28 protein-coding genes and 1 pseudogene are annotated in these 25,039 nt (G+C 70.5%); 11 read left to right on the top strand and 18 right to left on the bottom strand.

Annotated elements, in window-relative coordinates; genetic code table 11:
- Positions 1-81 precede the first annotated feature (81 nt).
- Together ACFHWY_RS24830 and ACFHWY_RS24835 are read right to left on the bottom strand one after the other, a co-directional pair.
- The gene (locus ACFHWY_RS24830) at positions 82-1,560 is read right to left on the bottom strand and encodes a glutamate--cysteine ligase (protein ID WP_416582669.1); all 1,479 of its coding nucleotides are present in this window, start codon (positions 1,558-1,560) and stop codon (positions 82-84) included.
- 341 nt (positions 1,561-1,901) lie between these two features.
- A complete protein-coding gene (locus tag ACFHWY_RS24835; protein WP_416582670.1) occupies positions 1,902-2,483 on the bottom strand; it encodes a YceI family protein in 582 nt (193 codons plus the stop codon).
- A 100-nt stretch (positions 2,484-2,583) separates the two neighbouring features.
- Here ACFHWY_RS24835 and ACFHWY_RS24840 point away from each other — a divergent pair, with 100 nt between their 5' ends.
- On the top strand, positions 2,584-3,147 hold the full coding sequence (locus ACFHWY_RS24840) for a MarR family winged helix-turn-helix transcriptional regulator (protein WP_416582671.1): 564 nt from the start codon (positions 2,584-2,586) through the stop codon (positions 3,145-3,147).
- An 89-nt stretch (positions 3,148-3,236) separates the two neighbouring features.
- On the opposite strand, the gene ACFHWY_RS24845 is transcribed toward ACFHWY_RS24840, so the two are convergent.
- From ACFHWY_RS24845 to ACFHWY_RS24875, 7 genes are all read right to left on the bottom strand, one after another.
- Complete coding sequence (locus tag ACFHWY_RS24845; RefSeq protein ID WP_416582672.1) at positions 3,237-4,190, bottom strand: helix-turn-helix domain-containing protein; 954 nt, start codon at positions 4,188-4,190, stop codon at positions 3,237-3,239.
- Positions 4,191-4,323: 133 nt separating this feature from the next.
- Entirely contained in the window at positions 4,324-5,478 is a 1,155-nt protein-coding gene (locus ACFHWY_RS24850; protein ID WP_416582673.1) for an acyl-CoA dehydrogenase family protein, read from the bottom strand.
- Positions 5,479-5,576: 98 nt separating this feature from the next.
- Positions 5,577-7,109 (bottom strand): acyl-CoA carboxylase subunit beta, encoded by a 1,533-nt coding sequence (locus ACFHWY_RS24855; RefSeq protein ID WP_416582674.1) that lies wholly within the window; start codon positions 7,107-7,109, stop codon positions 5,577-5,579.
- Positions 7,110-7,239: 130 nt separating this feature from the next.
- Complete coding sequence (locus ACFHWY_RS24860) at positions 7,240-8,166, bottom strand: hydroxymethylglutaryl-CoA lyase (RefSeq protein ID WP_416582675.1); 927 nt, start codon at positions 8,164-8,166, stop codon at positions 7,240-7,242.
- 163 nt (positions 8,167-8,329) lie between these two features.
- Positions 8,330-9,685: an acetyl-CoA carboxylase biotin carboxylase subunit gene (locus ACFHWY_RS24865; protein WP_416582676.1), complete on the bottom strand. Its 1,356-nt coding sequence runs from the start codon at positions 9,683-9,685 to the stop codon at positions 8,330-8,332.
- Between the two features lie 136 nt (positions 9,686-9,821).
- Complete coding sequence (locus ACFHWY_RS24870; protein WP_416582677.1) at positions 9,822-10,448, bottom strand: TetR/AcrR family transcriptional regulator; 627 nt, start codon at positions 10,446-10,448, stop codon at positions 9,822-9,824.
- Positions 10,449-10,621: 173 nt separating this feature from the next.
- Positions 10,622-11,776 carry an FAD-dependent oxidoreductase gene (locus tag ACFHWY_RS24875; protein ID WP_416582678.1) on the bottom strand — a complete coding sequence of 385 codons (1,155 nt, stop codon included), beginning with the start codon at positions 11,774-11,776 and terminating at the stop codon, positions 10,622-10,624.
- A gap of 108 nt (positions 11,777-11,884) precedes the next feature.
- Here ACFHWY_RS24875 and ACFHWY_RS24880 point away from each other — a divergent pair, with 108 nt between their 5' ends.
- Positions 11,885-12,505: a TetR family transcriptional regulator gene (locus tag ACFHWY_RS24880; RefSeq protein WP_416582679.1), complete on the top strand. Its 621-nt coding sequence runs from the start codon at positions 11,885-11,887 to the stop codon at positions 12,503-12,505.
- A gap of 3 nt (positions 12,506-12,508) precedes the next feature.
- On the opposite strand, the gene ACFHWY_RS24885 is transcribed toward ACFHWY_RS24880, so the two are convergent.
- Entirely contained in the window at positions 12,509-13,399 is an 891-nt protein-coding gene (locus ACFHWY_RS24885) for a sulfurtransferase (RefSeq protein WP_416582680.1), read from the bottom strand.
- A gap of 107 nt (positions 13,400-13,506) precedes the next feature.
- Here ACFHWY_RS24885 and ACFHWY_RS24890 point away from each other — a divergent pair, with 107 nt between their 5' ends.
- Positions 13,507-14,022 (top strand): SigE family RNA polymerase sigma factor, encoded by a 516-nt coding sequence (locus ACFHWY_RS24890; RefSeq protein ID WP_416582681.1) that lies wholly within the window; start codon positions 13,507-13,509, stop codon positions 14,020-14,022.
- The gene (locus ACFHWY_RS24895) at positions 14,015-15,271 is read left to right on the top strand and encodes a hypothetical protein (RefSeq protein ID WP_416582682.1); all 1,257 of its coding nucleotides are present in this window, start codon (positions 14,015-14,017) and stop codon (positions 15,269-15,271) included. The genes ACFHWY_RS24890 and ACFHWY_RS24895 overlap by 8 nt, the downstream gene beginning before the upstream one ends.
- A gap of 121 nt (positions 15,272-15,392) precedes the next feature.
- On the opposite strand, the gene ACFHWY_RS24900 is transcribed toward ACFHWY_RS24895, so the two are convergent.
- Positions 15,393-16,160 carry an SGNH/GDSL hydrolase family protein gene (locus ACFHWY_RS24900; RefSeq protein WP_416582683.1) on the bottom strand — a complete coding sequence of 256 codons (768 nt, stop codon included), beginning with the start codon at positions 16,158-16,160 and terminating at the stop codon, positions 15,393-15,395.
- A gap of 151 nt (positions 16,161-16,311) precedes the next feature.
- Between ACFHWY_RS24900 and ACFHWY_RS24905 the strand changes: the two genes are divergently transcribed.
- Positions 16,312-16,965: a formylglycine-generating enzyme family protein gene (locus tag ACFHWY_RS24905; RefSeq protein ID WP_416582703.1), complete on the top strand. Its 654-nt coding sequence runs from the start codon at positions 16,312-16,314 to the stop codon at positions 16,963-16,965.
- Positions 16,966-17,147: 182 nt separating this feature from the next.
- On the opposite strand, the gene ACFHWY_RS24910 is transcribed toward ACFHWY_RS24905, so the two are convergent.
- Positions 17,148-17,516, bottom strand: coding sequence for a hypothetical protein (locus tag ACFHWY_RS24910; protein ID WP_416582684.1), 369 nt, complete (start codon positions 17,514-17,516; stop codon positions 17,148-17,150).
- A 216-nt stretch (positions 17,517-17,732) separates the two neighbouring features.
- On the opposite strand from ACFHWY_RS24910, the gene ACFHWY_RS24915 reads away from it, so the two are divergent.
- Positions 17,733-18,542: a helix-turn-helix domain-containing protein gene (locus tag ACFHWY_RS24915; RefSeq protein ID WP_416582685.1), complete on the top strand. Its 810-nt coding sequence runs from the start codon at positions 17,733-17,735 to the stop codon at positions 18,540-18,542.
- Complete coding sequence (locus tag ACFHWY_RS24920) at positions 18,527-18,715, top strand: DUF397 domain-containing protein (protein ID WP_416582686.1); 189 nt, start codon at positions 18,527-18,529, stop codon at positions 18,713-18,715. Before ACFHWY_RS24915 ends, ACFHWY_RS24920 begins: the two co-directional genes overlap by 16 nt.
- A gap of 260 nt (positions 18,716-18,975) precedes the next feature.
- On the opposite strand, the gene ACFHWY_RS24925 is transcribed toward ACFHWY_RS24920, so the two are convergent.
- Positions 18,976-19,743 (bottom strand): HAD family hydrolase, encoded by a 768-nt coding sequence (locus tag ACFHWY_RS24925; RefSeq protein ID WP_416582687.1) that lies wholly within the window; start codon positions 19,741-19,743, stop codon positions 18,976-18,978.
- A 129-nt stretch (positions 19,744-19,872) separates the two neighbouring features.
- On the opposite strand from ACFHWY_RS24925, the gene ACFHWY_RS24930 reads away from it, so the two are divergent.
- The 4 genes and pseudogenes from ACFHWY_RS24930 to ACFHWY_RS24945 all read left to right on the top strand — a co-directional run.
- Positions 19,873-21,633 carry a proline--tRNA ligase gene (locus ACFHWY_RS24930; RefSeq protein ID WP_416582688.1) on the top strand — a complete coding sequence of 587 codons (1,761 nt, stop codon included), beginning with the start codon at positions 19,873-19,875 and terminating at the stop codon, positions 21,631-21,633.
- A 58-nt stretch (positions 21,634-21,691) separates the two neighbouring features.
- A complete protein-coding gene (locus ACFHWY_RS24935; protein ID WP_416582689.1) occupies positions 21,692-22,117 on the top strand; it encodes a CBS domain-containing protein in 426 nt (141 codons plus the stop codon).
- Positions 22,118-22,143: 26 nt separating this feature from the next.
- Entirely contained in the window at positions 22,144-22,572 is a 429-nt protein-coding gene (locus ACFHWY_RS24940) for a SufE family protein (protein WP_416582690.1), read from the top strand.
- A gap of 53 nt (positions 22,573-22,625) precedes the next feature.
- Positions 22,626-22,799: pseudogene (locus tag ACFHWY_RS24945) on the top strand (DsbA family oxidoreductase); the annotation flags it as partial.
- A 61-nt stretch (positions 22,800-22,860) separates the two neighbouring features.
- Here ACFHWY_RS24945 and ACFHWY_RS24950 read toward each other — a convergent pair.
- From ACFHWY_RS24950 to ACFHWY_RS24970, 5 genes are all read right to left on the bottom strand, one after another.
- Positions 22,861-23,409 (bottom strand): YbaK/EbsC family protein, encoded by a 549-nt coding sequence (locus tag ACFHWY_RS24950; RefSeq protein WP_416582704.1) that lies wholly within the window; start codon positions 23,407-23,409, stop codon positions 22,861-22,863.
- A gap of 87 nt (positions 23,410-23,496) precedes the next feature.
- Positions 23,497-23,691, bottom strand: coding sequence for a hypothetical protein (locus tag ACFHWY_RS24955; protein ID WP_416582691.1), 195 nt, complete (start codon positions 23,689-23,691; stop codon positions 23,497-23,499).
- Between the two features lie 37 nt (positions 23,692-23,728).
- Positions 23,729-23,866: a hypothetical protein gene (locus tag ACFHWY_RS24960; RefSeq protein WP_416582692.1), complete on the bottom strand. Its 138-nt coding sequence runs from the start codon at positions 23,864-23,866 to the stop codon at positions 23,729-23,731.
- Between the two features lie 117 nt (positions 23,867-23,983).
- Positions 23,984-24,583, bottom strand: coding sequence for an MFS transporter (locus ACFHWY_RS24965; protein WP_416582693.1), 600 nt, complete (start codon positions 24,581-24,583; stop codon positions 23,984-23,986).
- Between the two features lie 56 nt (positions 24,584-24,639).
- The gene (locus ACFHWY_RS24970; RefSeq protein WP_416582694.1) at positions 24,640-24,957 is read right to left on the bottom strand and encodes a hypothetical protein; all 318 of its coding nucleotides are present in this window, start codon (positions 24,955-24,957) and stop codon (positions 24,640-24,642) included.
- Between the last annotated feature and the right edge of the window lie 82 nt (positions 24,958-25,039).

A 25,039-nucleotide genomic window follows, 5' to 3' on the forward strand; every position in this document is an offset into this window, starting at 1 on the left:
CAGCACGTGTCACACGCAGAGCCTACTAAACGGCTAGCTATTTACGAAACAGAACACTAGCGACCGTACGCAGCTGAGCGGTCAGTCGAACGGCCAGGTGTGCACCGGCTCGTTGGTGAGCTGCAACTCGGCGTAGCGCTGCAGCATGTGGTGCAGGGCGGCACGACGGTCCAGGCCCAGGTGCCGTTCGGCGGCCCACACGGTGGCGGTCTGCCATACCGCGCCGTTGCGTCCGCTACGGCAGCGCTGCTCGATGATGCCGAGGAGGCGGTCGCGCTCGGCCGGGGCCACCCCGAAAGCGTCCAGACCGGCCGCGGCGATCGGCAGCAGAACGTCGAGCACGAGGGCGGTCACCGGCACCTCACCGAGCCGCGGCCAGTGCAGGACCGCGTCCATGCCACGCCGGGCCGCAGCATGGAAGTTCTCCTCGGCGGAGCTGAAGGTCAGTTGACTCCAGACCGGCCGGTCGGCTTCGGCCAGGCCGCGGACCAACCCGAAGTAGAAGGCGGCGTTGGCCAGCATGTCGACCACGGTCGGTCCGGCCGGGAGTACCCGGTTCTCGACCCGCAGGTGTGGACGGCCGTCCATGATGTCGTAGACCGGTCGGTTCCAGCGGTACACGGTGCCGTTGTGCAGCCGCAACTCGGCCAGTTCGGGTACGCCGCCGGCGTGCAGGACCGCCACTGGGTCCTCGCTCTCGCAGATCGGTAGCAACGGCGGAAAGTAGCGGACGTTCTCTTCGAACAGGTCGAAGATCGATGTGATCCAGCGTTCACCGAACCAGACCCGGGGGCGTACGCCCTGAGCCTTCAGCTCGTCCGGCCGAGTGTCGGTGGCCTGCTCGAACAGGACGATCCGGGTCTCCGCCCAGAGCTGACGGCCGTACAGGAAGGGCGAGTTCGCGCCGACCGCCACCTGCGCCGCGGCGATCGCCTGCGAGGCGTTCCAGTAGTCGGCGAAGCTGTCCGGCGCGACCTGCAGATGGAACTGGAGGCTGGTGCAGGCGGCCTCCGGTGCGATCGAGTCGTTGTGGGTCCGCAGCCGCTCGACGCCCCGGATGTCGAGTTCGATGTCCTCGCCCCGGGCACCGACGATCTGATCGTTGAGTACCCGGTACCGCTCGTCGGTGGATATGTTGTCCGCCACCAGGTGGCGCTCGGTCAACGTGGGCAGGATGCCGACCAGCACGATGCGGGTGTCCGACTCCGACGCCCGGTGGTTCGCCCGACTCAGGCTGGCCTGCAGGTCGCGCTCGTAATCGGCGAAGCCGACACCGGAGATCAGGCGCGGGTTGGCGTTCAACTCCAGGTTGAACTGCCCCAGTTCAGTCTGGAACAGCGGGTCGGCGATCGCGGCGAGGATCTCCTCGTTGCGCATCGCCGGTTCGGCGGCCGGGTCGACCAGGTTGAGTTCGATCTCCAGCCCGGTCATCGGACGGTCGGCGTCGAAGCCGAAGTCGTCCAGCATCAACGCGAACACGTCCAGGCAGCGGCGGACCTTCTGCCGGTACCGAATCCGATCCTCCCGGGAGAAGGCGACTCGGTCGACATCCCTGCCCATGTGTCCTCCCGGCGCGCGCGACGCCACGGAGCGGTGCCGCCCCGCAGCGCATTGTGAACCATACTCGGTGGAACGCCGAGCCCGGCCACCAGCGGGAATCGATTCATTTCCGCAGTCGGTCACGCCTTCGAGTGGATCTTCCTCGATGCGCCCGGCTCGGGCGCTCCGCCGAATTTCCTACCCGGCCGGGATGGTGGGAATGCACGCCGATCAGGGATCAAGTTGTGACAATTCGCACCAGCTTGCAGACGATCCGGCGCGCCTACGCGGCACGCCGGGCGGCGGCGGAAGCCGACAGGCCCACGCGGTGCGGGCGCGGGCCTGTCGGGACAGTACGGGGCTCAGGCCTGGCGGATGGCCTCGCCCTCGATCTCAATCTTGATCTTCTTGCCAACCAGCACGCCGCCGGACTCCAGGGCGACGTTCCAGGTGAGGCCGAAATCCTCACGGTCGATCTCGGCGCTCGCGGAGAATCCGAAGATGTCCTGGCCGAAGGGGCTGCGGCCAACGCCCTCGAACTCGACCTTAAGGTCGACCGGACGGGTGACGTCCTTGATGGTCAGCTCTCCGGCCAGGACGAACTCGTTGCCCTCGTGCGACTTCACGCCGGTGCTGCGGTACTCCAGCGTGGCGAACTTCTCGGCGTCGAGGAACTCCGGGCTGCGCAGGTGCACGTCCCGGTCGGCCTGGGCGGTGTTGATGCTGGCTGCCCCAATGGTCGCGGAGACCGAGGACTCCAGCGGCTCGTCGTTAATGGTGACGGTGGCGCTCGCGTCGGCGAACTCACCGCGCACCTTGCTCACCATCATGTGGCGGGCGACGAAGCCGACCCGCTTGTGCGCCGCATCGAGCAGGTAGGTGCCGGCCGCCGGGATGGTGAGGCCGTTCCACTCGCGGGTAACCGACTCGGTGCTGCTGGTCATCAGAGACTGCCTTCCGGAGATTGTTTAGTAGCCCAACGGCTGCGTCAGCAACTATAGTCTGAGCAATATTCCTTGTGTCAAATACTGGTAGGATGGGCTGGTGAACCCGAACGTGTTCGACGACCCTCGAATCACGGCCGTGGGCCTGCTCTTCGAGGTACATGCCGGGCTGTCTGCCCGATTCACCAACCAGCTCGAAGACCACGACCTGTCACCGGTCGAGTTCGAGGTGCTGACCCGGCTCTCCCGGTCCTTCGGCAACCAGCTGCGGATGACCGATCTCGCCGCCCAGACCTCGCTCTCGACAAGTGGCGTCACCCGGGTGGTCGACCGGATGGAGCGCGACGGGCTGATCACCCGGCGCGCCTGCCCCTCCGACCGACGCAGCTCGTACGCGGTCGTAACGCCCGCCGGCCTGCGTCGGCTCGACGAGAGCCTGCCCGGGCATCTTCAACTCATCGAGGACTGGTTCACCGGCCAACTCGATCCGCCGGCGCTGAACGCACTGCTCGACGGCCTGCGCCGGGTCCGGGACGCCGTCCATCCCTGCGCCACCGCCGGCAGCAGCTCCACTCCCGTCGAGCGCGAACCCACGTCCCCGGACGGGAATTCGCCCGGGGACGACGTTCAGGCCGGGGCGGGCCGACCTCCGGGCACAACGTGACCACCGCCAGGGTTGATCTCTGACCGGCCGCCCACCCACGTCACCGGGCCCGGACCCGCTGTGTAACGGGCAGCCAGCCGAGCGTGACCTCACCGGCAGAAAGACCGGCAGAACCCTGCGGGCAACAGACGATAGGCCATCAAACCCCGGCAGATTCTCTGCCCGACCCTGGCTAATCTCGCTGAAGCGGGGGCGCAGTGGGTGGCGCGGGCGATGAGCGAGGGGTGGCAACAGGGGGCTTCCTCGTCCGCGCCACCGTCCCCGTCGCCGGCCGGCCGGGCGTCTCGCCCGGCCGTTCCTCGCGACCCCGTCCGCCGGAGGTCGGCTCCGGCGGACCGACAGGACGTATAGCAACTCTTCCTCCTGCCGCAGCAACCGGATGCCGCCGTTGCGGCAGGCCAGGTCCAGCCGGTCGAGTACGTCCGTTCGGCGGCATCGACCAGCAGCAGGGCTGGCCGGCCGCCGAGCCGGGCGGCCAGCTCGGTGACCCTCGCGGCGCCGAAGACGGTCATCGAGGCAGCGAGCACGTCGGCGGCGTCCGACCCGGCGCCGATCAGTACCCCGGCGGTGCCGCCGGGGTGGGCCGGAGCGACCGCGTGGACCACCGCCAACGCCAGCGCCGTCTTGCCGACACCGGCCAGCCCCACCAGGCTCACCACCCGGGGGCCGCGCGACTCGGTCAGGAGCGTGGACAGCTCGGCGACGTCGCGCTCCCGGCCGATCAGTTCGGGCGGAGGCGGCAGCCCCGGCGGTGGGGCGACGTCGGGCTGTGGCGTCGCGGTACCACCGCCTCGGGCGGCGGCCAGGAACGCCCGGCGGTCCGCCCCGGCAAGGCCGAGCGCCCCGGCGAGCAATTCGACGGTGGTGCGCTGCGGCCGCAGGGAACGACCGCGTTCCAGGTCGCGAACCGTTCGTACGCCGACGCCGGCGCGAGCCGCCAGATCGGCCTGGGTGGAGCCGACGGCCAGGCGGTGGGCCCGCAACAACTCCGGCAGGCCGGTGTGCGCGGGCGGACCGGAGGGACGATCATGACCCGACGTCATGAGCAGGGACATTACGGGCCAGGCCCGACATCGCACACGGGATCGTCGGCCACCCGACGACCTCGTGCCGAAACCCGACAGGGGACGACCGGCGATCGGCCCTGGACAGACGGCTATCGATGCGACCTACGGCTCACATACCCAGATCCCGAGCGATGATCATGCGCTGCACCTCGGACGTACCCTCGCCGATTTCCAAGATCTTGGAGTCACGCCAGAAGCGGGCCACCGGGTACTCGTTCATGAAGCCGTAACCGCCGTGGATCTGGGTCGCCTCTCGGGCGTTGTCCACGGCGATCGTGCTGGCGTGCAGCTTCGCGATCGCCGCCTGCCGTTTGAACGGCTCACCGGCCAGCATCCGGGCGGCGGCGTCGTAGTAGGCCAGCCGCGCCGTGTACGCCTTCAGTTCCATGTCAGCGATCTTGAACTGGATCGCCTGGTAGTTGCCGATCGGTTGGCCGAAGGCGTGACGTTCCTTCGCGTACCTGATCGACTCGTCGACGCAGCCCTGCGCGAGCCCCACGGCCAGTGCGGCGATTGCGATCCGGCCCTCGTCAAGAATCCTCAGGAACTGGGCGAAGCCCCGGCCACGCTCGCCGAGCAGGTTCTCCGCCGGCACCCGGCAGTCGTCGAAGGTCAGCTCGTGGGTGTCGGAGGCGGTCCAACCGACCTTCGAGTAGCCGGGCGCGACGGTGAAGCCAGGCGTCCCGCTCGGCACAATGATGGTGGACAGCTCCTTCGAACCGTCGGACCGCATGCCGGTCACCGCCGTGACGGTGACCAGGGTGGTGATGTCGGTGCCCGAGTTCGTGATGAACGCCTTCGAACCATTGATCACCCACTCGCCCGCCGCCTCGTCCAGCACGGCCCGGGTCTCGGTGCCGGCCGCATCCGAACCGAAGCCCGGCTCGGTCAGGCCGAAGCCGGCCAGCGCCTCGCCGCTGAGCAGCTTCGGCAGCCACCGGGCCCGCTGCTCGTCGGTGCCGAACCGGTAGATCGGCATGGCGCCCAGGGAGACCGCCGCCTCCAGGGTGATCGCCACACTGGAGTCGACCCGGGCCAACTCCTCCAGGGCCAGGCAGAGCGCGAAGTAGTCGCCGCCCATGCCGCCGTGCTCCTCGGCGAAGGGCAGCCCGAACAGCCCCATCTTGCCCATCTGCCGGATGATCTCGTAAGGGAAGGTGCGCTGCTCGTAGTGCTCGGCGATGACCGGCGCGACCACCTCGCGGGCGAAGTCCCGCACGCTGTCCCGCAGTGCCTCGTGCTCCTCACTGAGCCGGAAGTCCATCGGGTTCCTCCTGGGTGGACGGCCCGTCGGTCGCTCGTGACGCCGGACGGGATCGTGCTGCTGTGGTGATCGATGCCGACGAGTGCCGGCTCAACGGCTCAGACGGGGGTGACGCCGTGCCGGCGACGGGAGAAGTGCCGCTGCTTACCGCGCGCGGCGGTGAACCGGCGGACCAGTTCGGCGCGCAGCTCGGGTGGCTCGACGATCGCGTCTATCACCAGCTCGCTGGCGAGCCGGACGATGTCGATGTCGATGTCGTACTCCGCCCGCTTCGCCGCGACGAAGGCGGCCCGCTGGGCCTCGTCCTCCATCGCGGCGATCTTGTTCGCGTAGACCGCGTTGACGGCGGCCTCCGCGCCCATCACCGCGATCTTCGCCGTGGGCAGCGCGATGGTCGCGTCCGGCTCGAAGCCCGGCCCGGCCATCGCGTAGAGCCCGGCACCGTACGCCTTACGAACCACCACACAGATCTTGGGAACAGTCGCCTCGGAGATCGCAGTGATCATCTTTGCTCCGTGCCGGATGATGCCCTGCTTCTCCACCGCGCTGCCGACCATGAACCCGGGCACGTCGGACAGAAACAGCAGCGGCACGTTGAACGCGTCGCAGAGCTGCACGAACCGGGTCGCCTTGTCGGCCGAGTCGACGAAGAGCACGCCACCCTTGAACATCGAGTTGTTGGCGACCACGCCGACGACCTCGCCGTCCAACCGGCCGAAGCCGACGGTCAGCTCCTTGGCCCAAAGCGCCTGGATCTCGAAGAAGGAACCCTCGTCGAGCAGGCCCTTGACGTACCGCCGCATGTCGAACGCCTGCCGCTCACTCGCCGGCACCAGGGCGGCGAGGTCCACGGTGGCCGGCGCGCTGGCGGCCGGCGCGGTCGGCGGCTGCTGGGTCCAGTTCGCCGGCAGGTACGACAGGTAACGCCTGACCACGTCGAGGGCGTCGGCCTCGGTCTTGCAGAGGAAGTGCCCGACACCCGACTCGGTGCAGTGGACCTTCGCCCCGCCCATCGCCTCCAGGGTGGTCTTCTCGCCGGTGACCATCTCGACCATCCGGTCGGAGCCGAGGTACATGCTGGCGTTGCCGTCGACCATGGCCACCACGTCGCAGAACGCGGGAATGTACGCACCGCCGGCCGCGCTCGGCCCGAACAGCGCGCAGACCTGCGGAATCGAGCCGGAGGCACGGACCTGGTTCCAGAAGATCTTGCCGGCGCCGCGCCGCCCGGGGAACAGCTCGACCTGGTCGGTGATCCGGGCACCAGCCGAATCGACCAGATAGACCATCGGCACGCCGGTGTCGTACGCCCGCTCGATGATCCGGATCATCTTCTCGACGGTGCGCGCACCCCAGCTGCCTGCCTTCACGGTCGAGTCGTTCGCCATCAGGCAGACCTGACGGCCGTCGACGGTGGCGGTCCCGGTCACCACGCCGTCGGCAGGCAGACCCTCGGCGAGGGCGTTGGCGTAGAGCCCGTCCTCGACAAAGCTGCCCTCGTCGACGAGCAGCGCGACCCGGTTCCGGGCAAACAGCTTGCCCTTGGCCGCGTTCGCCGCATGATACTTGTCGGCTCCACCGGCCCGGACCCGCTTACCGAGCTGCTCCAGCCCTTCACCATCACCCGTCACAGCGGCTCCCCACCCCAACCCACCTGAACGATCGTTAGGCTACCCCACTTCACCCACCCCGGCCCACCCCACCCCTGCGTCGATCTAGGAGCGATCAGCGTTGTTGGAGATCGACTAACGGCATTTGTCCCTAGATCGACGCGGGGGTGGGGGTGAGGCGGGTGCGGGGGCCGGCGCGGAGGATGGCCGAGGGGAGGCGACGGGCGGTGAGCTGCTCGGCGAGGGTGGCGGCGTCGATCAGGGCATCCAAGTCGGTGCCTGTGCCGATACCCATGTCGTGCAGCATGTGCACGGCCTCCTCGGTGGCCAGGTTACCGCTGGCTCCGGGGGCGTAGGGGCAGCCGCCGAGACCACCGACACTCGCGTCGAACTCGGTCACCCCCAGCTCCAGCGCGGTCAGCAGGTTGGCCAGCGCGGTGCCCCGGGTGTTGTGGAAGTGCAGCAGCACCGGAATGTTCGGGTCACGGTCGCGTACGACGGTGAGCAGGTCACGGACCCGTCGGGGCGTACCCATGCCGGTGGTGTCGCCGAACGCGACGCGGTCGGCGCCGTCGCGCACCACCCGGTCCACGATGGCGGCCACCCGACCCGGCTCGATGTCACCCTCGTACGGGCAGCCGAAGCTGGTCGCGATGATCACCTCGGCGCGGGCGCCGGCACCGTGCAGCAGGTCGATCAGCTCGGCGATGTCGTCCAGCGACTCGCCGGTGGAGCGGTTGACGTTGCGCTGGTTGTGCGTGTCGCTGGCCGAGACGACTACCTCGATCTCGGTGAAGCCGGCGGCGAGTGCGCGCCGCGCGCCGCGCGTGTTCGGCACCAGCGCCGAGTATCGAACGCCGTCGATTCGCGTCGCCCGCTGCCACACCTGGTCGGCGTCCGCCATCTGCGGGATGGCCTTGGGGTGCACGAACGACACCGCCTCGATCCGTTGCACGCCGGTGCGGGAGAGCGCGTCGAGCAGCCGCACCTTGGCTCCGGTCGGGATGGGCTCCTCGTTCTGCAGCCCGTCACGCGGCCCGACCTCTCGGATGGACACGTACTCCGGCATCTCCGCCATGCGGCCACCTCGCTGTGACACGTCCCTGTCGCTGACTACTCCAGCATGTCACGCCCGCCCCCACCGGTGTTGATCCAGAGCTTCGCGTCGGTGTCCTCGCGGATCTCGACGCGAAGCTCTGGATCAGCCGGGCTGGCGGGGCAGCGGACGCCGGCTGGAGCGGTCAGCGCATACGGGAGACGAGGGTGGTGTCGTAGGTGCCGGAGGTGAACTCCTGGTTCTCCAGTAGTTCGGCGAAGAAGGGAAGGTTGTTCTTGGGGCCGGCCAGCTCGAAGGCGTCCACCGCAGCGCGGGCTCGGGTGATGGCCTCGGCGCGGGTGGGGGCGCTGACGACAAGTTTGGCCATCAGGCTGTCGTAGAACGGGGTGACGGTGTTCCCCTCGACGTAGCCGGAGTCGACGCGGACGCCCTCACCGGTCGGCTCGACCCAGGTCTTGATCACGCCGGGACCGGGCAGGAACCGCTTCGGGTCCTCGGCGTTGATCCGCATCTCGATGGCGTGACCGCGCGGGGTCAGCGCGTCAGGGTCGAAGGTGGGCGCCAAACCGGCGGCGACCCGAAGCTGCTCCTCGACCAGGTCGAGGCCGTAGACCAGCTCGGTCACCGGATGCTCGACCTGGAGTCGGGTGTTCATCTCCAGGAAGTAGAACTCGTCGGCGTCCGAGCCGTCCCGCTGGCCCGGGACCAGCAGGCACTCGACCGTACCCGCGTTGCGGTAGTTGACCGCCTCGCCGGCTCGTACCGCGGCGGCCAGCAGGCGCGACCGCAGTTCCGGCGAGACGGCCGGCGAGGGCGACTCCTCCACCAGCTTCTGGTTGCGCCGCTGTACCGAGCACTCCCGCTCCCCGAGAGCCACCACCCGACCGTCGGCCAGGCCGAGGATCTGCACCTCGACGTGCCGTACCCGAGGAAAGTACCGCTCGATCAGCACCGAGCCATCACCGAACATCCGCTCGGCGAACGCACGCACCTTGTCGTACTCGGTGCGCAGCGCGGCCTCGTCGGTGGCGACGCCCATGCCCATGCCGCCACCACCGGCGGCGGCCTTCACCATCACCGGGTAGCCGATCTCGGCCGCCTCGGCGACCGCCGCCGCCAGGTCCGCCGCCGGTTCGGTGGTCCCGGCCGCCACCGGCACGCCCGCTGCGGCCATCAAATTCCGGGCGTTGATCTTGTCGCCCATTGCGGTGATCGCGTGCGCGCCGGGTCCGACCCAGATCAGGCCGCTGGCCTCGACGGTACGGGCGAAGTCGGCGTTCTCCGACAGGAAGCCGTAGCCGGGGTGGATGGCCTGCGCACCGGTCGACTTGACGGCGGCGAGAATCGCCTCGGCGTTGCGGTAGCTCTGCGCCGGGTTGGCCGGTCCGACACAGACGGCCTCGTCGGCCTCGGCCACGAACGGAAGGTCCGCGTCGACTTCCGAGTGCACCGCGATCGTACGGACGCCCAGCCGCTTGGCGGTACGAATGATGCGGCGGGCGATCTCGCCCCGGTTGGCGACCAGCAGCGACTCGATCATGGTTCCTCCGAGCGTCCAGATGGTGGGATCGCCTGCTAGCGAACCACGCCACCCAGGAGACGGGGAAGAGACCCCTGTTGACGCCTGGTGTCGATCAGGGGTGCCCCACAGAAGACAACGTGGTGCGCGGGGAGCGTCAGGCGGGCTCGGTGGGGGCGAGCAGCGCAGCCAGGGTGGCGGCGCGCAGAAGCTCGGCCCGGCGTCGACGGTCGACCTCGCCGCCGAGGAACGGGGTGGAGTTCATCAGGCCGAACGCGGCGTGCGCCAACACCCGTGCCTCACCGTCGGGCAGCCCGGGGTGCAGGGCGGTCAACACGGTGACCCACTCCTCGACGTAGAGCCGCTGGAGCCGGCGGATGCGCCGCCGGGGTTCCTCCGGGAGCCGGTCCAGCTCGTGCAGGTGCAGAGCGATGACGGCCGGGTTTGCCAGCGCGAACTCGACGTGGAAGTCGATCAGCGACTCGAGCACGGCACGCAGGTCGCCGGGGTGCGCGACGGCCCGCTGCCGACCGCCCTCCAACAACCCTTCGCTGACCGGCACCAGCGCGGCGACCAGCATCGCTTCCTTGCCGGCGAAGTGGTGGTAGAGCGCCGGGCCGGTCACTCCGGCAGCCGCGCCGATGTCGTCCATCGACACGCCATGGTAGCCACGGGAGGCGAACAGCCCCACCGCGATTTCCAGGATCTCGTCCTTGCGGGATCGGCGCCGTCCCGCCCCCGTGGCCCCGCTGCTCGCGCCTCGGGCCTGCTGCTCCAGCGTCACCGGGCAAGCCTAGACCCGGCCGACCACGGCGTGTCGCCCTGGTTACCCGTCAGTCCGATTACCGGGAACATCGCAACCGGAGACGACCGGCCGGCGCTCCGTCGGCGACCCCGCCGAACGCGCCAGCCGCCGGGCGTCAGCGCCGCCAGCCGCCAGCGCTCACCCCGGGCCGGTCAGCGGGACCGCCGCTGGTGAAGGCCGGACAGCCGCAGCGCGATCCACTGCCGGACCGGCGGCAGCACCGAGACCAGGCGCAGCAGCGCGTCCCGGGCCGGGCGGACCGAGGGTGGCGCGGTGGCGAGGCGGGTCAGCCGGTCGGCGAAGCCGGCAACCTCGTGGGCGAGCGGGCGGCGGCGGGCGGCGTAGGAGTCCAGCCGCGCCTCGGGGGCACCGGCCAACACCTCGGCCAGGGTCTGCCCGAGGTCGACCGCGTCGCGGATGCCGAGGTTCATGCCCTGCCCGCCGGCCGGGCTGTGCACGTGTCCGGCGTCGCCGGCCAGCAGCACCGGCCCGGATCGGAACGTGCCTGCAACCCGGCGGTGCAGCCGGAACCGCGAGGACCAGAGCACGTCCCGTACCCGGTCCGGCCGCCGCCGTAGACCCCGCTCGTCGAGCAGCCGTTGCAGGTACGCCGCGTCAGGTTCGGCGGGTGGATCGGTGACCGTGGCGACCAGGCGGACCCGCCCGTCGGGCAGGGGCGCCCAGACCATGGGGCCACCCCGGGCGAGAAAAATGGAGGCCCCGTCGCGGGGCAGGGCGCTGTCGACGCGTACGTCGGCCAGGACGAAGCACTCCTCGGAGCCTGCCGGCCCGGTGAACGGGATGCCGGCCAGCTCACGGACGGTGCTGTTGATGCCGTCGGCGCCGACGACCCAGCGGGCGCGGACGGTGGTGCCGTCGAAGTCCGCCACTGTACGGTCGCCGTCGCGGTGCAGCCCGGTCAGCCGGTACGGGCGCAGTACCCGCACCCCCGCCTCGGCCAGCCCGCCGGTGAGTACCTCCTCGGTCACCGACTGGGAGACCATCAATGCGTATCGGTGGCGGGAGGGCAGCCGGTCGAAAGGCACGGTGACCAGCGTCCGGTCCCGGTCGCGGACGGCGAACCGCGTCGACCGCAGCCCGCGCGCCATTAGCGACTCGCCGACCCCGACATGGTCGAGTACCTCCAGGGTGTACGCGTGCACGACCGCCGCCCGTGAGGTGACCGCCGGTGTTTCCCGCTGGTCGAGCAGGGTGACCTCGACGCCTCTGCGGGCCAGGGTGAGTGCGGTGGTCAGCCCGGTCGGGCCGGCGCCGACGATCAGGACATCCGTTCGTTCGGGCAGCATGACGACCTCCCTCAAGAGGGGTGCCAACACTTGTTGGCCAACACATGTAGGCAACGCTAGGCCGCCCCGCGCTGGTAAGTCAACGCTCGTTGGCATACGGTCGGGTACATGACTGAGGGCGTACCCCAGCCGGAGCGGGAGCCGGCGACGCAGCCGGCAGCCGAGGGCGGACGCGGGCGCAGCTCGGAGGCGACCCGGGCGGCCATCCTGCGGGCCGCCCGGGCACGCTTCGCCGCCGACGGCTACGACCGGGCGACGATCCGGGCCATCGCCGCACAAGCACGGATCGACCCGTCGATGGTGATGCGCTACTACGGCAGCAAGGAAGGGCTGTTCGCCACGGCGGCCGAATTCGACCTGCGGCTACCTGACCTGAGCGGCGTGCCAACCGACCGCCTCGGCGAGACGCTGGTCAGCTACTTCTTCACCCGCTGGGAGGGAGACGCCACGCTGCCGGCCCTGCTGCGCACGGCCAGCACCAACCCGAGCGGAGCCGAGCGGGTACGCGCGATTTTCGCCAACCAACTCGGCACCGCCGTGGCCCGGATGGTCGCCGACCCGGACGAGGCCCCCCGACGGGCCGGCCTGGTCGCCAGCCAGCTCCTCGGCGTGGCCCTCACCCGCTACGTACTGCGACTCCCCCCGATGGTCGACATCTCCCCGGCCGAACTGATCGCCTGGCTGGCCCCCACCATCCAGCGCTACCTTCGCGACCCCGCCCCCGGATGATCGTTACTTCGGTTCGGGGCCCTGCACGACGGGGGCGCGAACCAGGTTGCCCCACTCCGTCCACGAGCCGTCGTAGTTGCGCACCTGCGGGTAGCCCAACAGGTGCCGCAGCACGAACCAGGTGTGGCTGGACCGCTCGCCGATCCGGCAGTACGCGATCACGTCGTCGTCCGTGCCCAGCCCGAGTTGGTCGGCGTAGATGGTGCGCAGATCCTCGGCCGACTTGAACGTGCCGTCGTCGTTGGCAGCGGACTTCCACGGCTTGTTGACCGCGCCCGGGATGTGGCCGCCGCGCAGCGCGCCCTCCTGCGGATAGTCCGGCATGTGCAGCATTTCGCCGGTGTACTCGCCCGGCGAACGCACGTCCACCAGCGGCCGGCCGGCGGACACATGCGCCGACACCTCCTCGCGGAACGCCCGCACCGGCGCGTCGTCGCGCTGCGGCACCGGGTACTGGGCCCGAGGCCGGGCCGGCTTGTCGCGGGTCATCTCCCGCCCTTCGGCGATCCACTTCTGCCGGCCGCCGTCGAGCAACCGCACGTCCCGGTGGCCGAAGAGAGTGAAGACCCAGAGGGCGTACGCGGCCCACCAGTTGAAGTTGTCGCCGTAGAAGACGATCGTGTCGTCGCGGCCGATGCCCTTGGCGGCGCAGAGTTCGGCGAACCGTTCGGCGTCCAGGTAATCCCGGGTCACCTGGTCGTTCAGCTCCAGATGCCAGTCGACCTTGACGGCACCGGGAATGTGGCCGCTGTCGTAGAGCAACACGTCCTCATCGGACTCGACTACCACCAACCCACTGTCGCCCAGGTGATCGGCCAGCCAGTCGGTGGTCACCAGCCGCTGCGGGTCCGCGTAGAACTGAAGTCGGGGATCGGGATCGTTTGGCACAGACATGATGCCCAAGGTACGCGCGATCCTCGGCCGTTCCTCAAAAATCGGGTGCAGCGGATGCGGCCCGTGGCACGTGACAGTGGGGAGACCCGCCGACACCGAGGACTGCCATGACCGCACGGCCGCCAGGGGCCGCCCCACCGCCGGTGGACTTCAGCGAGTTCTACCAGGCGCACTTCCGCCGCGTGGCGGTGCAGCTCTACGCGTACCTCGGTGACCACGCCGAGGCACAGGACCTCACCCAGGAGGCGTTCTGCCGGACGCTGGAACGCTGGAATCGGATCAGCGGGTACGACGACCCGTCCGCCTTCGTCCGCCGGGTCGCCTGGAACCTGGCAACCAGCCGGCTGCGTCGGGTCCGCACCGCCGTCCGCCACCTCGCCCGGCAGCGGGAGGAGCACGTGCCCGGCCCGAGCCCTGACCGGGTGGTGCTGCTGGCGGCGCTCGCCACCCTGCCGACCGCCCAGCGCCAGGCGGTCGTCCTGCACCACCTTGTCCAGCTCACCGTCGCGGAAATCGCCGACCAGCTCGGCGCGCCGGAGGGAACCGTGAAGTCGTGGCTGTCGCGAGGCCGGGCGGCACTGGCCCGTCACCTCACCGAGCGGCAGGAGGCCGGCCGTGCGTGAGATCAACCTGAACGAGCTGTTCGCCGATTTCGAGGCGAAGGTCGTGCCCACCTTCCGCCCACCTGGGGTAGCGGCCGCCCGACGCCGAGTGCACGATCGACGGCGTCGACGCCGTGGCCTGCTCGCCGGCCTGGTCGCGCTGATACTGGCCGGCCCGGGAGCATATGCCGTCGCCGGCCGGGACCGAGATGGTGATCCGCCCACCCCTGCGCCGTCCCCCACAACCGACGGGCGGCCGATTGAGCGGAAGGTCAACCCGGTGGGGGTCGCCGGAAGGCTGGACACACTGCGGTTCGTCGACGCCCGGCACGGCTGGGCCCTCTTCGACACCTGCGGTCGGACCGACGACCTCGGCCGGACCGACTGCCGGCGTGACCTCGCCCGGACCACCGACGGTGGCGAGACCTGGCAGCGCACGCCGCTGCCGGACGCGGTGAACAGCCCGCTGCTGAGCGGACCGGTTCACCTGCTGCCGGTCGACGGCCGGACACTGACCGTACGCGCGGGCGAGGGATACCTGGTCACCACCGACGGTGGCGCCTCCTTCACCGAGCACCCGCTGAGGTCTCCACCGGAGGCTACCCGGCTCGGCGTGGCCACCCGCAGCGGCTACCTGCTGCGGTGCCCGGACGGCAACGGCGTGTACGACCTCCCGTGCTCCCGCTACCGGCTGGCCCGGATCGGCACGGCGGCGACCCTGGTCCAACCCCCGCTGATCATGAACGGGCACGCTGTCCGTCAGGTCATCGAGGGCGGCGACGGCCGGCTCTGGGTGACCGTCCAGGAAGGCGACCGGTTGAGTGTGGTGGTCAGCAGCGACTCGGCATCCACCTGGCAGCAGCTGCCGGTCGTGCGGGGCGCCGCGCGTCTGCTGGTCTCCCCGGACGGCCAACACCTCTGGCTGGTCGGCATGGGCGACGCGGAGTACAGCGTGTCGATGACGAAACGGGTCTGGCAGTTGGTTGACGACTCGTGGCGGGAGCGGGTCGAGCTACCGCCCGACACGAACTCGGTGGCCGCGATCAACGGTGGCCTGCTTGCCATGACCACCGCGTACGGAAACATCGGCTACTGGACGGGCGAGCGCTACATCGACGCCCCCGAGCCTCGCGAGCGCTTCGGCAACGGCGAGGATGCACCCTCGGTGCAGGTGCTCCCCGACGACACCATCGTCGTCACCACCCTGAACACCACGATCCTCGCCTCCGGCGCCGCCCAGAGTCGCACCTGGACCCGCCTCACCCACTGATCACCCACCCCTACCCCCACGTCGATCTAGGGCAAATCGCCGCTAGTCGATCTCCTGCAACGACAAGAAGCCCTAGATCGACGGGACGGGGTGGGGTGGGGTGGGGTGGGGTGGGGTGGGGTCAGTCGGAGAGCGGGGTGAGGGTGGGGCGCTTGGCGGTGCGGGTGTCGCCGGAGGAGCGGCCGGTCAGGCGGCGCTTGATCCAGGGGGCCAGGTGTCGGCCGGCCCAGCGGAGGTCGGCGGTGCGCGCCGACAGCCACGGGGTGGGCTCCGGGTTCGGCGGCACCAGCAGCCACTCCTCGTCGCAGCCGACGCCGAGCGCGGTGAGCACCTGGCCGGCGACGCGGCGGTGCCCGGCCGGCGAGAGGTGCAGCCGGTCGGTGCTCCAGAGCATCGGGTTGAGGTACGTGTCGTCGGCGTACAGGTCGACCATGATCGCGCCGTGCCGCTCGGCGGTCTCCCCGACGGCGCGGTTGAGCAGGGTGACCCGGGGCGCGATCAGCCGCTGACCGGGCAGCCGCGCCATCAGGTCGGCGAACCGGAACAGCACCACGTCGGCACCGCCCACGCGCAGCCGGCCGATCACCTTGTCGTAGCGGCTGACCAGGGCCTCCGGGTCGAAGCTGCGGCGCAGCACGTCATTGCCGCCGGCCGCGAAGCTGATCAGGTCGGGCTTCATGGCCAACGCGGCCGGCACCTGCTCGGCGACCACGCTGGGGAAGGTCCGTCCCCGGATGGCCAGGTTGGCGTACGTGAAGTCGGGACCGACCTCGGCGGCCAACCTGGTGGCGACCAGATCCGCCCAGCCCCGGAAACTGCCGTCCGGGTAGGCGTCGTCCAGACCCTCGGTGAAGCTGTCCCCGACCGCGACGAAACTGCGCCAGCGCATGCAACTCCTTCGAAGTAAGTAAGGGCCCCTCGTTAACGCCTGCGGTAGTTGCGGGGCCCCTTCTTAACACCGGGAAGTGTGGCACCGAGCCGCTCACCGGTCTGCCCCCGCAGGCGGGAACGTGTCAGAGGTCATCCACACTGCGAGTGTGATGATCCCCATCCCAGCAGGCCGGGTGACGCTGTCGGATCGGCGTACGCAGCGTCGGTGGCCGGTGGAGGTCGAGGCGTACCATATCGCCGCCTTTGCAGTGACCCAGGCGGAGTATGCGCTGGTCACCGGTGCGCAACCCAGCGCGGCTCGCGGTGACCGACTGCCGGTCGAGAGCGTTTCCTGGTGGGACGCGATCCGCTACTGCAACGCCCGCTCGCAGCGGGAAGGGCTACGGCCCGCCTACCACCTGGACCCTGAGAACGGCGAGGACGTCGGGTGGGACGACTCCGCCGACGGGTACCGGCTGCCCACCGAGGCCGAATGGGAGTACGCCTGCCGCGCCGGCACCACCGGGCCGCGCTACGGGCCACTCGACGAGATCGCCTGGTACCGCGACAACTCCGACGGGCACCCTCACGAGGTGGGCGGCCGGCGGCCCAACGCCTGGGGCCTGTACGACATGTTGGGCAACGTGTGGGACTGGTGCTGGGACGTCTACGACGCGGAGGTCTACGGCAGCTACCGGGTGCTGCGTGGCGGCGGCTGGTTCGACGAGCACTGGAGTTGCCGCGCCTCGGTACGCCGCCGCAGCCATCCGACCTTCACCGTCGACGACGTGGGTTTCCGGGTGGCGCGCTCCGGTCCGCGCTGACGGGCAGGGCCGAGTCGGAGGCCGCCTGTCCCTGGCTCCCGTGCGGTGCGGCAGCCAGGCTCAGTCCCGGCACAGTGGCACGTCCGGTTCGACGACGGACCGGTTGACGACCTCCTTGTCGAGGAAGCCCGCCGCCCGCGACTGGCAGGCCGATCGCCGCGGCAGGCGGCGCAGCCGCACAATCAGCCCGTGCGGCAGCGGCCGGTGCAGGCCGGCGGCAGGGCAACGGCCGGCCGGCGGTACGGCCCCCAGGCCACGAACCGCTGGAACAGTTCGCGCGGCGTCGGGCCGCCCTCGGGATTCAGCCGGAACAGGTCGTGGGTCGCCTCGTAGTAAAGCCCGGACAGGTAGACGGCCAGGTCGAGCCAGCGGTCGTCGTACTCCACGCGGAGCAGCAGCCGTGCCTCGGCGCACGGCCACGAACGTCCGCAGGCGCGGCACAACCAGAGCGGGCGCAGCGGCAGATGCTGCGGACCGTTCAACGGGTACCGCCGAGGTCGGTTGGCGTACGGGCCACGGCGCGGCAGCGGGAGTTGGTTCGGGTTGGGCATCTCGACCTCCGATGGCGGGGAAGGGGCCGCCCCGGCACGGGGAGGTCGGGGCGGCCCCGGCGCAGCCCCACCCCGTCCCCGGTGGATGGGAGCAGGACCGCCGAGTGACAGTGTGGTGACACGCCGGCTACTGTCGGAAGGCATTCATGCTGGTCGTGGCAACGCCGACCGGGGCCGGGAAGCCATCCGAGCAGCCGAGGAGACCGTGGAGGCGTTGTGGAATCCGAGCCGACCGCTGAACTGATCCGGGCGCAGCTGCGCCGGCTACGGCTGGCCGCCGACCTGACCCAGGAGGATTTCGGCAAGCAGGTGCACTTTTCCGGCTCGCAGATCTCCGCGATCGAGCTGGGGCAGCGCCCGTACGACCGGCTCTTCCTCAAGCGGGCCGACGAGGTGCTCAACAGCGACGGGCTGCTGCTCGGGCTGCTGCGCATCGCCGAGCTGCACGGCCAGCCAGGCTGGCTGCGACCCTGGCTCGACGCCGAGCGCGGCGCCACGCAGTTGCGCTGCTACCACCCCACGCTGATCCCGGGACTGCTCCAGACCGAGCACTACGCCCGTGCCGTGATCCGCGCCGACGACCTGCTCAGCGACGAGGAGGTGGAGCGGCGGCTGGCGGTGCGGATGGACCGCCAGGCGATCCTGACCCAGCCGGATCCGCCGATCCTCATCACGGTCATCGAGGAGGCCGCGCTGCGTCGGGCCGACGAGAGCTTCCGGGGCATCATGACCCAGCAGATCGCTCACCTGCTCGACTGTGTGAAGCGCGGCGGCGTGCTGGTGCACGTGATCTCGGCCGAGGTGAGCGTGCACGTCGGGCATGCTGGTCCGCTCACCCTGGCTCGTGGAGCCGAGGGCGAGTGGGTCGGGCACCTCGAAAACCACGTCGGCGGCGCGACCATCGACAAGGCCGACGAGATCGCTACGCTGCTCGCGAGGTGGGAAGGCATCCGCAGCGTGGCCCTCCCCAAGCGACAGTCCGAGCTGCTGATGAAGGAAGTGATGGAGTCGTGGTCCACGATCTGACCGGCGCGACCTGGCGCAAGTCCAACCGCAGCGCCGGCGGTGAGTGCGTCGAGGTGGCCGACAACCTGCCCGGCGTGATCGGTGTACGCGACAGCAAGGACGCCGCCGGCCCGGTGCTCGCCTTCGCCCCGCCCGCCTGGCGCTCCTTCGTCGAACACACCAAGCGCCGCTGACCCGCACCACCCGCAGAGCTGAGAGACGATCCGGCGTTCGGGTATTTGCCGGGCTCCCAGATCTAGAAGCGTCCAGGAACGCGATGGTGTCGACCGCCAGGGCGGCCGGTTGACCGTTGCGCATCGCTCCGTCGGACCGGAACCGGGTGCTGCCGTAACCCCGGGCGTCAGGGACCAGCACCCGGTGACCGGCCGCCGTCAGCAGCGGTGTCGCGGCGGCGAAGCTGGTTGCCCGGACGTCAGCTGCTTAGGATGCGCCGTCAACCTGCCCGGTCCGCCACCCGGCTGCGGCGGAGCAGGTCGAGCAGCCCGTGCCCGTCCTCGATCCGGGCATCGGGCGACACCTCGGGGTGCTCCGGTTCCCGGTCGGTGCGGGGCGAACGCATCAGGACGGCCGCACCGGCGCCGGCCCGCCGGGCGCAGGCGATGTCCCGATGCAGGCTGTCCCCGACGAACCAGCACTCCCCGATGGGTACGCCGATCGCCTCGGCTGCCACCTGCGCGAAGCGTGGATTGGGTTTCCGCAGCCCCGTCTCGTCGCTGTAGAACTCGAACTCGAATAACCCGGAGAGCCCGGCGGCGGCGAGGAAGTCGCGATGGGCCGCACCACAGAGGGTGTTGCTGACCACCGCCATCGGCACTCCCGCCTCGGCGGCTGCCCGGAGCGCCTCCGCAATGCCCGGGCGCACCTCCCATTCGATGCGCCACGTCCACGCGTACGCCAGGGGGGTGGCTTCCCGCTCGACGGCGGCCCGCGCCGCCTCGGGCCAGCCCTGGGTGACGAAGTCGGCCCACACCCGGTTGTGCGGCAGCTCGATCGGCTCGGCCGAGGCGCTGATCTCGTCCCGCCACAGCGAGTACGCCCGCGCGCCCTCGATCAGGTCGGCGGTGATCCGCTCCTCGGATACCTCCCCGCCGACCACCTCAGCGACCCGCCGCACCATGTCCGGTGCCGCCGCCCCGCCGACCGGCGCATCCGCCAGCACGCCCCCGAAATCAAGCAACAATCCACCAGCCGCCCGCATCATCCGCCCATCCTCGCGTAATCGCGCTCCGGGTGCGGGTGTTAACAAGGGGCCCCTGCTCTACCGCAGGTTAACAAGGGGCCCTTCCTTACTCAGTCGCCTGTCGGCGGTCGTCGGTCGTACGCTGCGGCAATGCTGCTGCGGATGTCGACATCGCTGATCCGGACCCGGCGCGAGGACCCGGCCGACGCGGAGGTGCCGAGCCACCGGCTGCTGCTGCGCGCCGGCTACATCCGCCGGGCCGCTCCGGGCGGCTACACCTGGCTGCCGCTGGGCAGGCTGGTGCTGGACCGGATCAGCGAGATCGTCCGGGCCGAGATGACCGCGATCGGCGACCAGGAGGTGCACTTCCCGGCGCTGCTGCCGGCCGAGCCGTACCGCACGAGCGGCCGGTGGACGGAGTACGGCGACGACATCTTCACCCTGGCCGACCGGCGGGGCGCCGAGCACCTGCTCGCACCCACCCACGAGGAGTTGGCCGCGCTGCTGGTGAAGGACCTGTTCACCTCGTACCGCGACTTTCCGGTGACGTTGTTCCAGATCCAGACGAAGTTCCGCGACGAGGCCCGGCCCCGCGCCGGACTGCTACGCGGGCGCGAGTTCCTGATGAAGGACGCGTACTCCTTCGACCTGGACGAGGCAGGCCTGCGGGCGGCGTACGAGCGGCACCGCGACAGCTACCGGCGGATCTTTGACCGACTGGGCCTGGACTACGCCGTGGTACACGCGATGTCGGGCGCGATGGGCGGTTCGGCGTCGGAGGAGTTTCTGGCCACCACGCCGGTCGGTGAGGACACCTACGTCGGGTGCGCCGACTGCGTCTACGCGGCCAACACCGAGGCGGTCACCACCCCCGTCCCGGCGGCCGGTGACCCGCAGGCCCGGCCGACGACCGAGGTGCACGACACTCCCGAGACGCCGACCATCGCCAGCCTGGTCGCGCTCGCCAATGACCGCCGGCTCGCCGGCCGGGACGACTGGACGGCCGCCGACGTCCTGAAGAATGTGGTGCTGACCGTTGGGCGGCCGGCGGCGGAGACGACCGAGCTACTGGTGATCGGGTTGCCCGGTGACCGGGAGGTGGACCTGAAGCGGTTGGCCGCCGCATTGGCACCGGCCGCCGTGGACGTCTTCGACGCCTGGCCCGAACATCCCGAGCTGGTCCGCGGGTACCTCGGACCGCAGGTCTTCGGCAAGCTCGGTGTGCGCTACCTGGTCGACCCCCGGGTCGTGCCGGGTAGCGCCTGGCTGACCGGTGCGAACGAGCCGGGTAGGCACGCCACCGATGTGGTGTGTGGCCGGGACTTCACTGCCGACGGCACGGTCGAGGCCGCCGAGGTGCGGCCCGGCGACCCCTGTCCGGCCTGCGCCACCGGCCGGCTGACCATGCGCCGGGGCATTGAGATCGGCCACATTTTTCAGCTCGGCCGCCGGTACACCGACGTCTTCGCCGTCGACGTGCTCGGTCCGCAGGGCAAGCCGGTCCGCCCGACCATGGGCTGCTACGGCATCGGGGTCTCCCGGGCGGTGGCGGCGATCGCGGAGCAGCATCACGACGAGCGTGGACTGGTCTGGCCGGCACCGGTCTCTCCGGTTGACGTACACCTGGTGGCCGCCGGCAAGGGTCCACAGGTGGATGCGGCACTCGACCTCGGTGCCCGGCTGGCCGCCGGCGGCCTGCGGGTGCTGGTCGACGACCGCGCCGGGGTCTCCACCGGGGTGAAGTTCACCGACGCCGAGCTGATCGGCATCCCTCGCACCGTCGTGTTCGGACGCCGCCTGGCCGACGGGTACGTCGAGTTGCGTGACCGGGCGACCGGCGAACGCACCGACCTGCCGGTGGAGGACCTGGCGGAGCAGCTACTGAGCGAGGTGGGCAAGGTCGCGGTGTAGCCGTCAGTTCACGGGGTACCGCACTTCGATGAGCTGCATGTTGTCTGGAGGTTCCATGATGACCGGTTACCGGGTCGCTGACGCGATGACCCGGCAGGTGATCTACCTGCCGGCGGAGACCACCCTCGACGAGGCGGCCAGGGTGATGAAGGAGGCCGACATCGGCGACGTCGTCGTCACCGACGGCGCCAACCTGGCCGGCATCCTGACCGACCGGGACATCGTGGTACGCGCGGTGGCCGAGAACGCCGCCGCGAACACCACCACCATCGCCTCGATCGTCACCCGGGAGGTCGTGATGATCGAGCAGTTCTGCACCGCCTCGGAGGCCGCTTCGCTGATGCGCGAGCGGGGCATCCGACGGGTGCTGGTCTGCGACAGCGAGCGCAAGCTGGTTGGCATCGTCTCCCTGGGCGACCTGGCGATGCAGCTCGATCCCACCTCCGCGCTCGGTGAGATCAGCGAACAGTCGCCCACGGGTTAGCGGGGCGGCGCCGGTAGCCTGACGGGATGCCCGAGATGCCAAGCAAGCTCGCCGAGATCGTCGAGGAGTTCGCCGCCGCGCCACGCGAGATGGTTGTGGAGATGCTGCTGGAGTTCTCCGACGCCGTTCCGCCGCTGCCGGCTGGGCAGCCGGGCCACGAGGGCATGGAGCAGGTCGTGGAGTGCCAGACGCCGTTCTTCCTGCGTGCCGAGATCACCCCGCAGGGCACCGTACGGACACTGTTCGACTGCCCGCCGGAGGCGCCCACCACCCGGGCGTTCGCCGGCATCCTCGCCGAAGGGCTGGCCGACGCCAGTGCGGAGCAGGTGCTCGCCGTGCCGGACGACCTGTACCAGCGGATGGGCCTGGCCCAGGCGATCAGCCCACTGCGGGTACGCGGTGGCACCGCCATCCTTGCCCGGCTCAAGCGGCAGGTCCGGGAACAGATCGGCTGACCTGCGGGGCTGGGGCGAGCGTCGGTCTGAAGCTCGACTACGAGCGGGCGATCTTCCTCGACTCGGACGAGGGGGTGGCCGAGCTGAACGCCGCGCGGGAGCTCGGCGTGACCAGTGTGCCCACCATCGTGCTCGCCGGAAAGTACGCGGTCACCGGAGCCCAGGAGCCGGCCACCCTGCTCGCCGCCCTCACCGAGGTCGAGCAGTGCGAGTCCACCGCCGACTGAGCCCGCCCGCTATCGACGCCGGTGATGTTTCACGTGCAACAGCATCGATATCCGTCGACGGTCAGGTCGGCCTGGCCAGGTCCTCCACCACGCGGGCGTTGGGCAACGCGGCCAGCGCCGGGCCCGGCAGCGCGATCTTGCTGTGCCGTACGCCCGACCCGACGACCACGTACGGCGTGGCCACCACCCGCGCGTCGACCAGGATGGGCCACTGCGGCGGCAGCCCGATCGGGGTGATTCCGCCGTACTCCATGCCGGTCAGCTCGACCGCGTCTGTCATCGGGGCGAAGCTGGCCTTGCGCACGTCCAGCGCCCGCCGGGCCACCCCGTTGACGTCGGCCCGGGTGGTGGCGAGCACCAGGCAGGCCGCGTAACGGATCACCCCGTCACGCTTGCCGGCCACCACCACACAGTTGGCCGACTCCTCCAGCCGCACCTCGTACGCGGCGCAGAAGGCCGCGGTGTCGGCGAGATCGGCGTCGATCGGCGCGACCAGCACCGCGTCGACGTCCACCGGGGCCTCGGCGGGCCACTGGGCCAGCGCGACGGCGACCGGCGGCGCCAGCAGGTCGGTGCGGGTGCGGGCCGGCTCGGTCTTCAACGTTCCCATCACGCCTGCGATCGTCGCATCCGGGCCTGACGGCCGGACACCCAGCCGGACCGCCAGCCGGCCGGACGGCCTGGGAGCAGCCGCGGGTCAGTCGTTGGTCAGGAAGCCGTGCCTCTCCAGCAGGGCCCGGTCCCGGGACACGGCCATCTCCTCCGCCCGCTCGGCCTGGACCCGGCGCATCTCGACATCCTCCAGCGAATGCCGGACGGCGAACCGGATCACCCCGTAGAGGAAGACGAACCCGCAGACGTACAGGAGGCTGGTGACCACGAAGGTGAGCATGAGCCGAAGGTAGGACGAACGTGAACGGGAGCAGGTGTCATCTTGCGGCCGTTCGCCCGTACGTGTCGGTAAGGTAGTCGGCGCAGGTACGCCGCCCGGTCGGCCGGGCGTCGGTGACCAGGCCACCGGAGCGCAGCTCCCGGCCGAGCCGCCCGGGGAACCGGATCGGCTGCACCGGGCGTCGAGATGCACGGGCCTGCCGCCAGGCACGCACCGCGTCGTCAGTCCGGGACCCGGGGCAGCAACGCCGCCGCCCGGCGCCCGAGCAGCGGAAGGGCAAGCAGGGCCAGGGTCAGCAGCACGAACGGCGCAGACAAGCAGCCCGACCAGGGCGATCCCGACCGACACCACGGCGGCGAGGCCGCGCTGCTGACCCCCGATGTGCAACAGTGCGGTGCTCACCCCCGCCCCCGCAAGCCCAGCCGATCCGGGCGCCCGCCCCGGCCGTCGAGCCGACGGCACCCGGCGCGTGGACCGCGCCCAGCCCGGGGTGGACCAGCAGCACCGCCGGCACCGCCACTGCCGGCACCGCCAGGAAGACCCACCGCCATCCGAAGTGCTCCACGACCAGTCCCGCAACCACCGGCCCGACCAGTGACGGGACGACCCACGCGGCGGCGAACGCGGCGAAGATTCGGCGGTGCAGCCGCTCCGGGTACGCCCGCGCGACGATCACGTACAGCGCCACCACCCCGGCGGCGAAGGGACCGCCGAAGGCGAACCCGTACAACGCCAGCCCGTCCAGCGCACGGGCGACGGTCGGCATGGCGGTGCCGACCGCCAGTGCCTCGAACGCCAGTAACGAGACCAGCGCGACACTGCCGACCGTCATCGCCCGCAACCGGGAAGCGAAGAGCGAATCGGCTCGTGCCGAGGGTGGGGCGGTCACCATGCGCCAAGCCTCGAACCTCAACCCGTCTTCAGGTCAAGGGTGACCCCGCTTTACCCTCAGGCGGTCTCCAGCGCCTCGCCCACCCCTTTGGCCAAGCCGGACAGATGCTGGTCGGCGAGCAGGTGCCCGGCCGTGATCACGAGCGCCAACGGCCACTCGATCACCTGAAGCGCGGTTAGCACCCCGAGCCCCGCGTAGTAGGCGAGCTTGTCCGGCGGCGGCACCGCCACCTCACCGAGCCAGGGAACGTCCACCCGACGGGTGAACACCCGCAACGTCTCGCGTGTCCCGCTGAGCTGTCGTGTGATCGAACTCATCTCGCCTCCCCGTGACGACAACGGCCACCCCCGGATTTCCCCACCGACGCCGTCCATGCCGACACCACCAGGAAACTTCCCCCTCCTGGCAGGGCATAAGGGACGTCCGGCTGGGAAGCCATGCCGCCGGGCACGAACG

It is taken from the genome of Micromonospora sp. LOL_024 (assembly GCF_048060415.1).
In the GTDB taxonomy this organism is placed as follows: domain Bacteria; phylum Actinomycetota; class Actinomycetes; order Mycobacteriales; family Micromonosporaceae; genus Micromonospora.

Bases quoted from the DNA above. Each gene is read 5' to 3' on its own strand.
- ACFHWY_RS24865 (WP_416582676.1), bottom strand. From the start codon at position 9,685: ATGATCGAGTCGCTGCTGGTCGCCAACCGGGGCGAGATCGCCCGCCGC.
- ACFHWY_RS24885 (WP_416582680.1), bottom strand. From the start codon at position 13,399: ATGTCTGTGCCAAACGATCCCGATCCCCGACTTCAGTTCTACGCGGAC.
- ACFHWY_RS24835 (WP_416582670.1), bottom strand. From the start codon at position 2,483: ATGACCAGCAGCACCGAGTCGGTTACCCGCGAGTGGAACGGCCTCACC.
- ACFHWY_RS24830 (WP_416582669.1), bottom strand. From the start codon at position 1,560: ATGGGCAGGGATGTCGACCGAGTCGCCTTCTCCCGGGAGGATCGGATT.
- ACFHWY_RS24880 (WP_416582679.1), top strand. From the start codon at position 11,885: ATGACTGAGGGCGTACCCCAGCCGGAGCGGGAGCCGGCGACGCAGCCG.
- ACFHWY_RS24965 (WP_416582693.1), bottom strand. From the start codon at position 24,583: ATGGTGACCGCCCCACCCTCGGCACGAGCCGATTCGCTCTTCGCTTCC.
- ACFHWY_RS24875 (WP_416582678.1), bottom strand. From the start codon at position 11,776: ATGCTGCCCGAACGAACGGATGTCCTGATCGTCGGCGCCGGCCCGACC.
- ACFHWY_RS24970 (WP_416582694.1), bottom strand. From the start codon at position 24,957: ATGGACGGCGTCGGTGGGGAAATCCGGGGGTGGCCGTTGTCGTCACGG.
- ACFHWY_RS24935 (WP_416582689.1), top strand. From the start codon at position 21,692: ATGACCGGTTACCGGGTCGCTGACGCGATGACCCGGCAGGTGATCTAC.
- ACFHWY_RS24890 (WP_416582681.1), top strand. From the start codon at position 13,507: ATGACCGCACGGCCGCCAGGGGCCGCCCCACCGCCGGTGGACTTCAGC.
- ACFHWY_RS24910 (WP_416582684.1), bottom strand. From the start codon at position 17,516: ATGCCCAACCCGAACCAACTCCCGCTGCCGCGCCGTGGCCCGTACGCC.
- ACFHWY_RS24900 (WP_416582683.1), bottom strand. From the start codon at position 16,160: ATGCGCTGGCGCAGTTTCGTCGCGGTCGGGGACAGCTTCACCGAGGGT.
- ACFHWY_RS24955 (WP_416582691.1), bottom strand. From the start codon at position 23,691: ATGCTCACCTTCGTGGTCACCAGCCTCCTGTACGTCTGCGGGTTCGTC.
- ACFHWY_RS24925 (WP_416582687.1), bottom strand. From the start codon at position 19,743: ATGATGCGGGCGGCTGGTGGATTGTTGCTTGATTTCGGGGGCGTGCTG.
- ACFHWY_RS24950 (WP_416582704.1), bottom strand. From the start codon at position 23,409: ATGGGAACGTTGAAGACCGAGCCGGCCCGCACCCGCACCGACCTGCTG.
- ACFHWY_RS24850 (WP_416582673.1), bottom strand. From the start codon at position 5,478: ATGGACTTCCGGCTCAGTGAGGAGCACGAGGCACTGCGGGACAGCGTG.
- ACFHWY_RS24940 (WP_416582690.1), top strand. From the start codon at position 22,144: ATGCCCGAGATGCCAAGCAAGCTCGCCGAGATCGTCGAGGAGTTCGCC.
- ACFHWY_RS24905 (WP_416582703.1), top strand. From the start codon at position 16,312: ATGATCCCCATCCCAGCAGGCCGGGTGACGCTGTCGGATCGGCGTACG.
- ACFHWY_RS24930 (WP_416582688.1), top strand. From the start codon at position 19,873: ATGCTGCTGCGGATGTCGACATCGCTGATCCGGACCCGGCGCGAGGAC.
- ACFHWY_RS24845 (WP_416582672.1), bottom strand. From the start codon at position 4,190: ATGACGTCGGGTCATGATCGTCCCTCCGGTCCGCCCGCGCACACCGGC.
- ACFHWY_RS24860 (WP_416582675.1), bottom strand. From the start codon at position 8,166: ATGGCGGAGATGCCGGAGTACGTGTCCATCCGAGAGGTCGGGCCGCGT.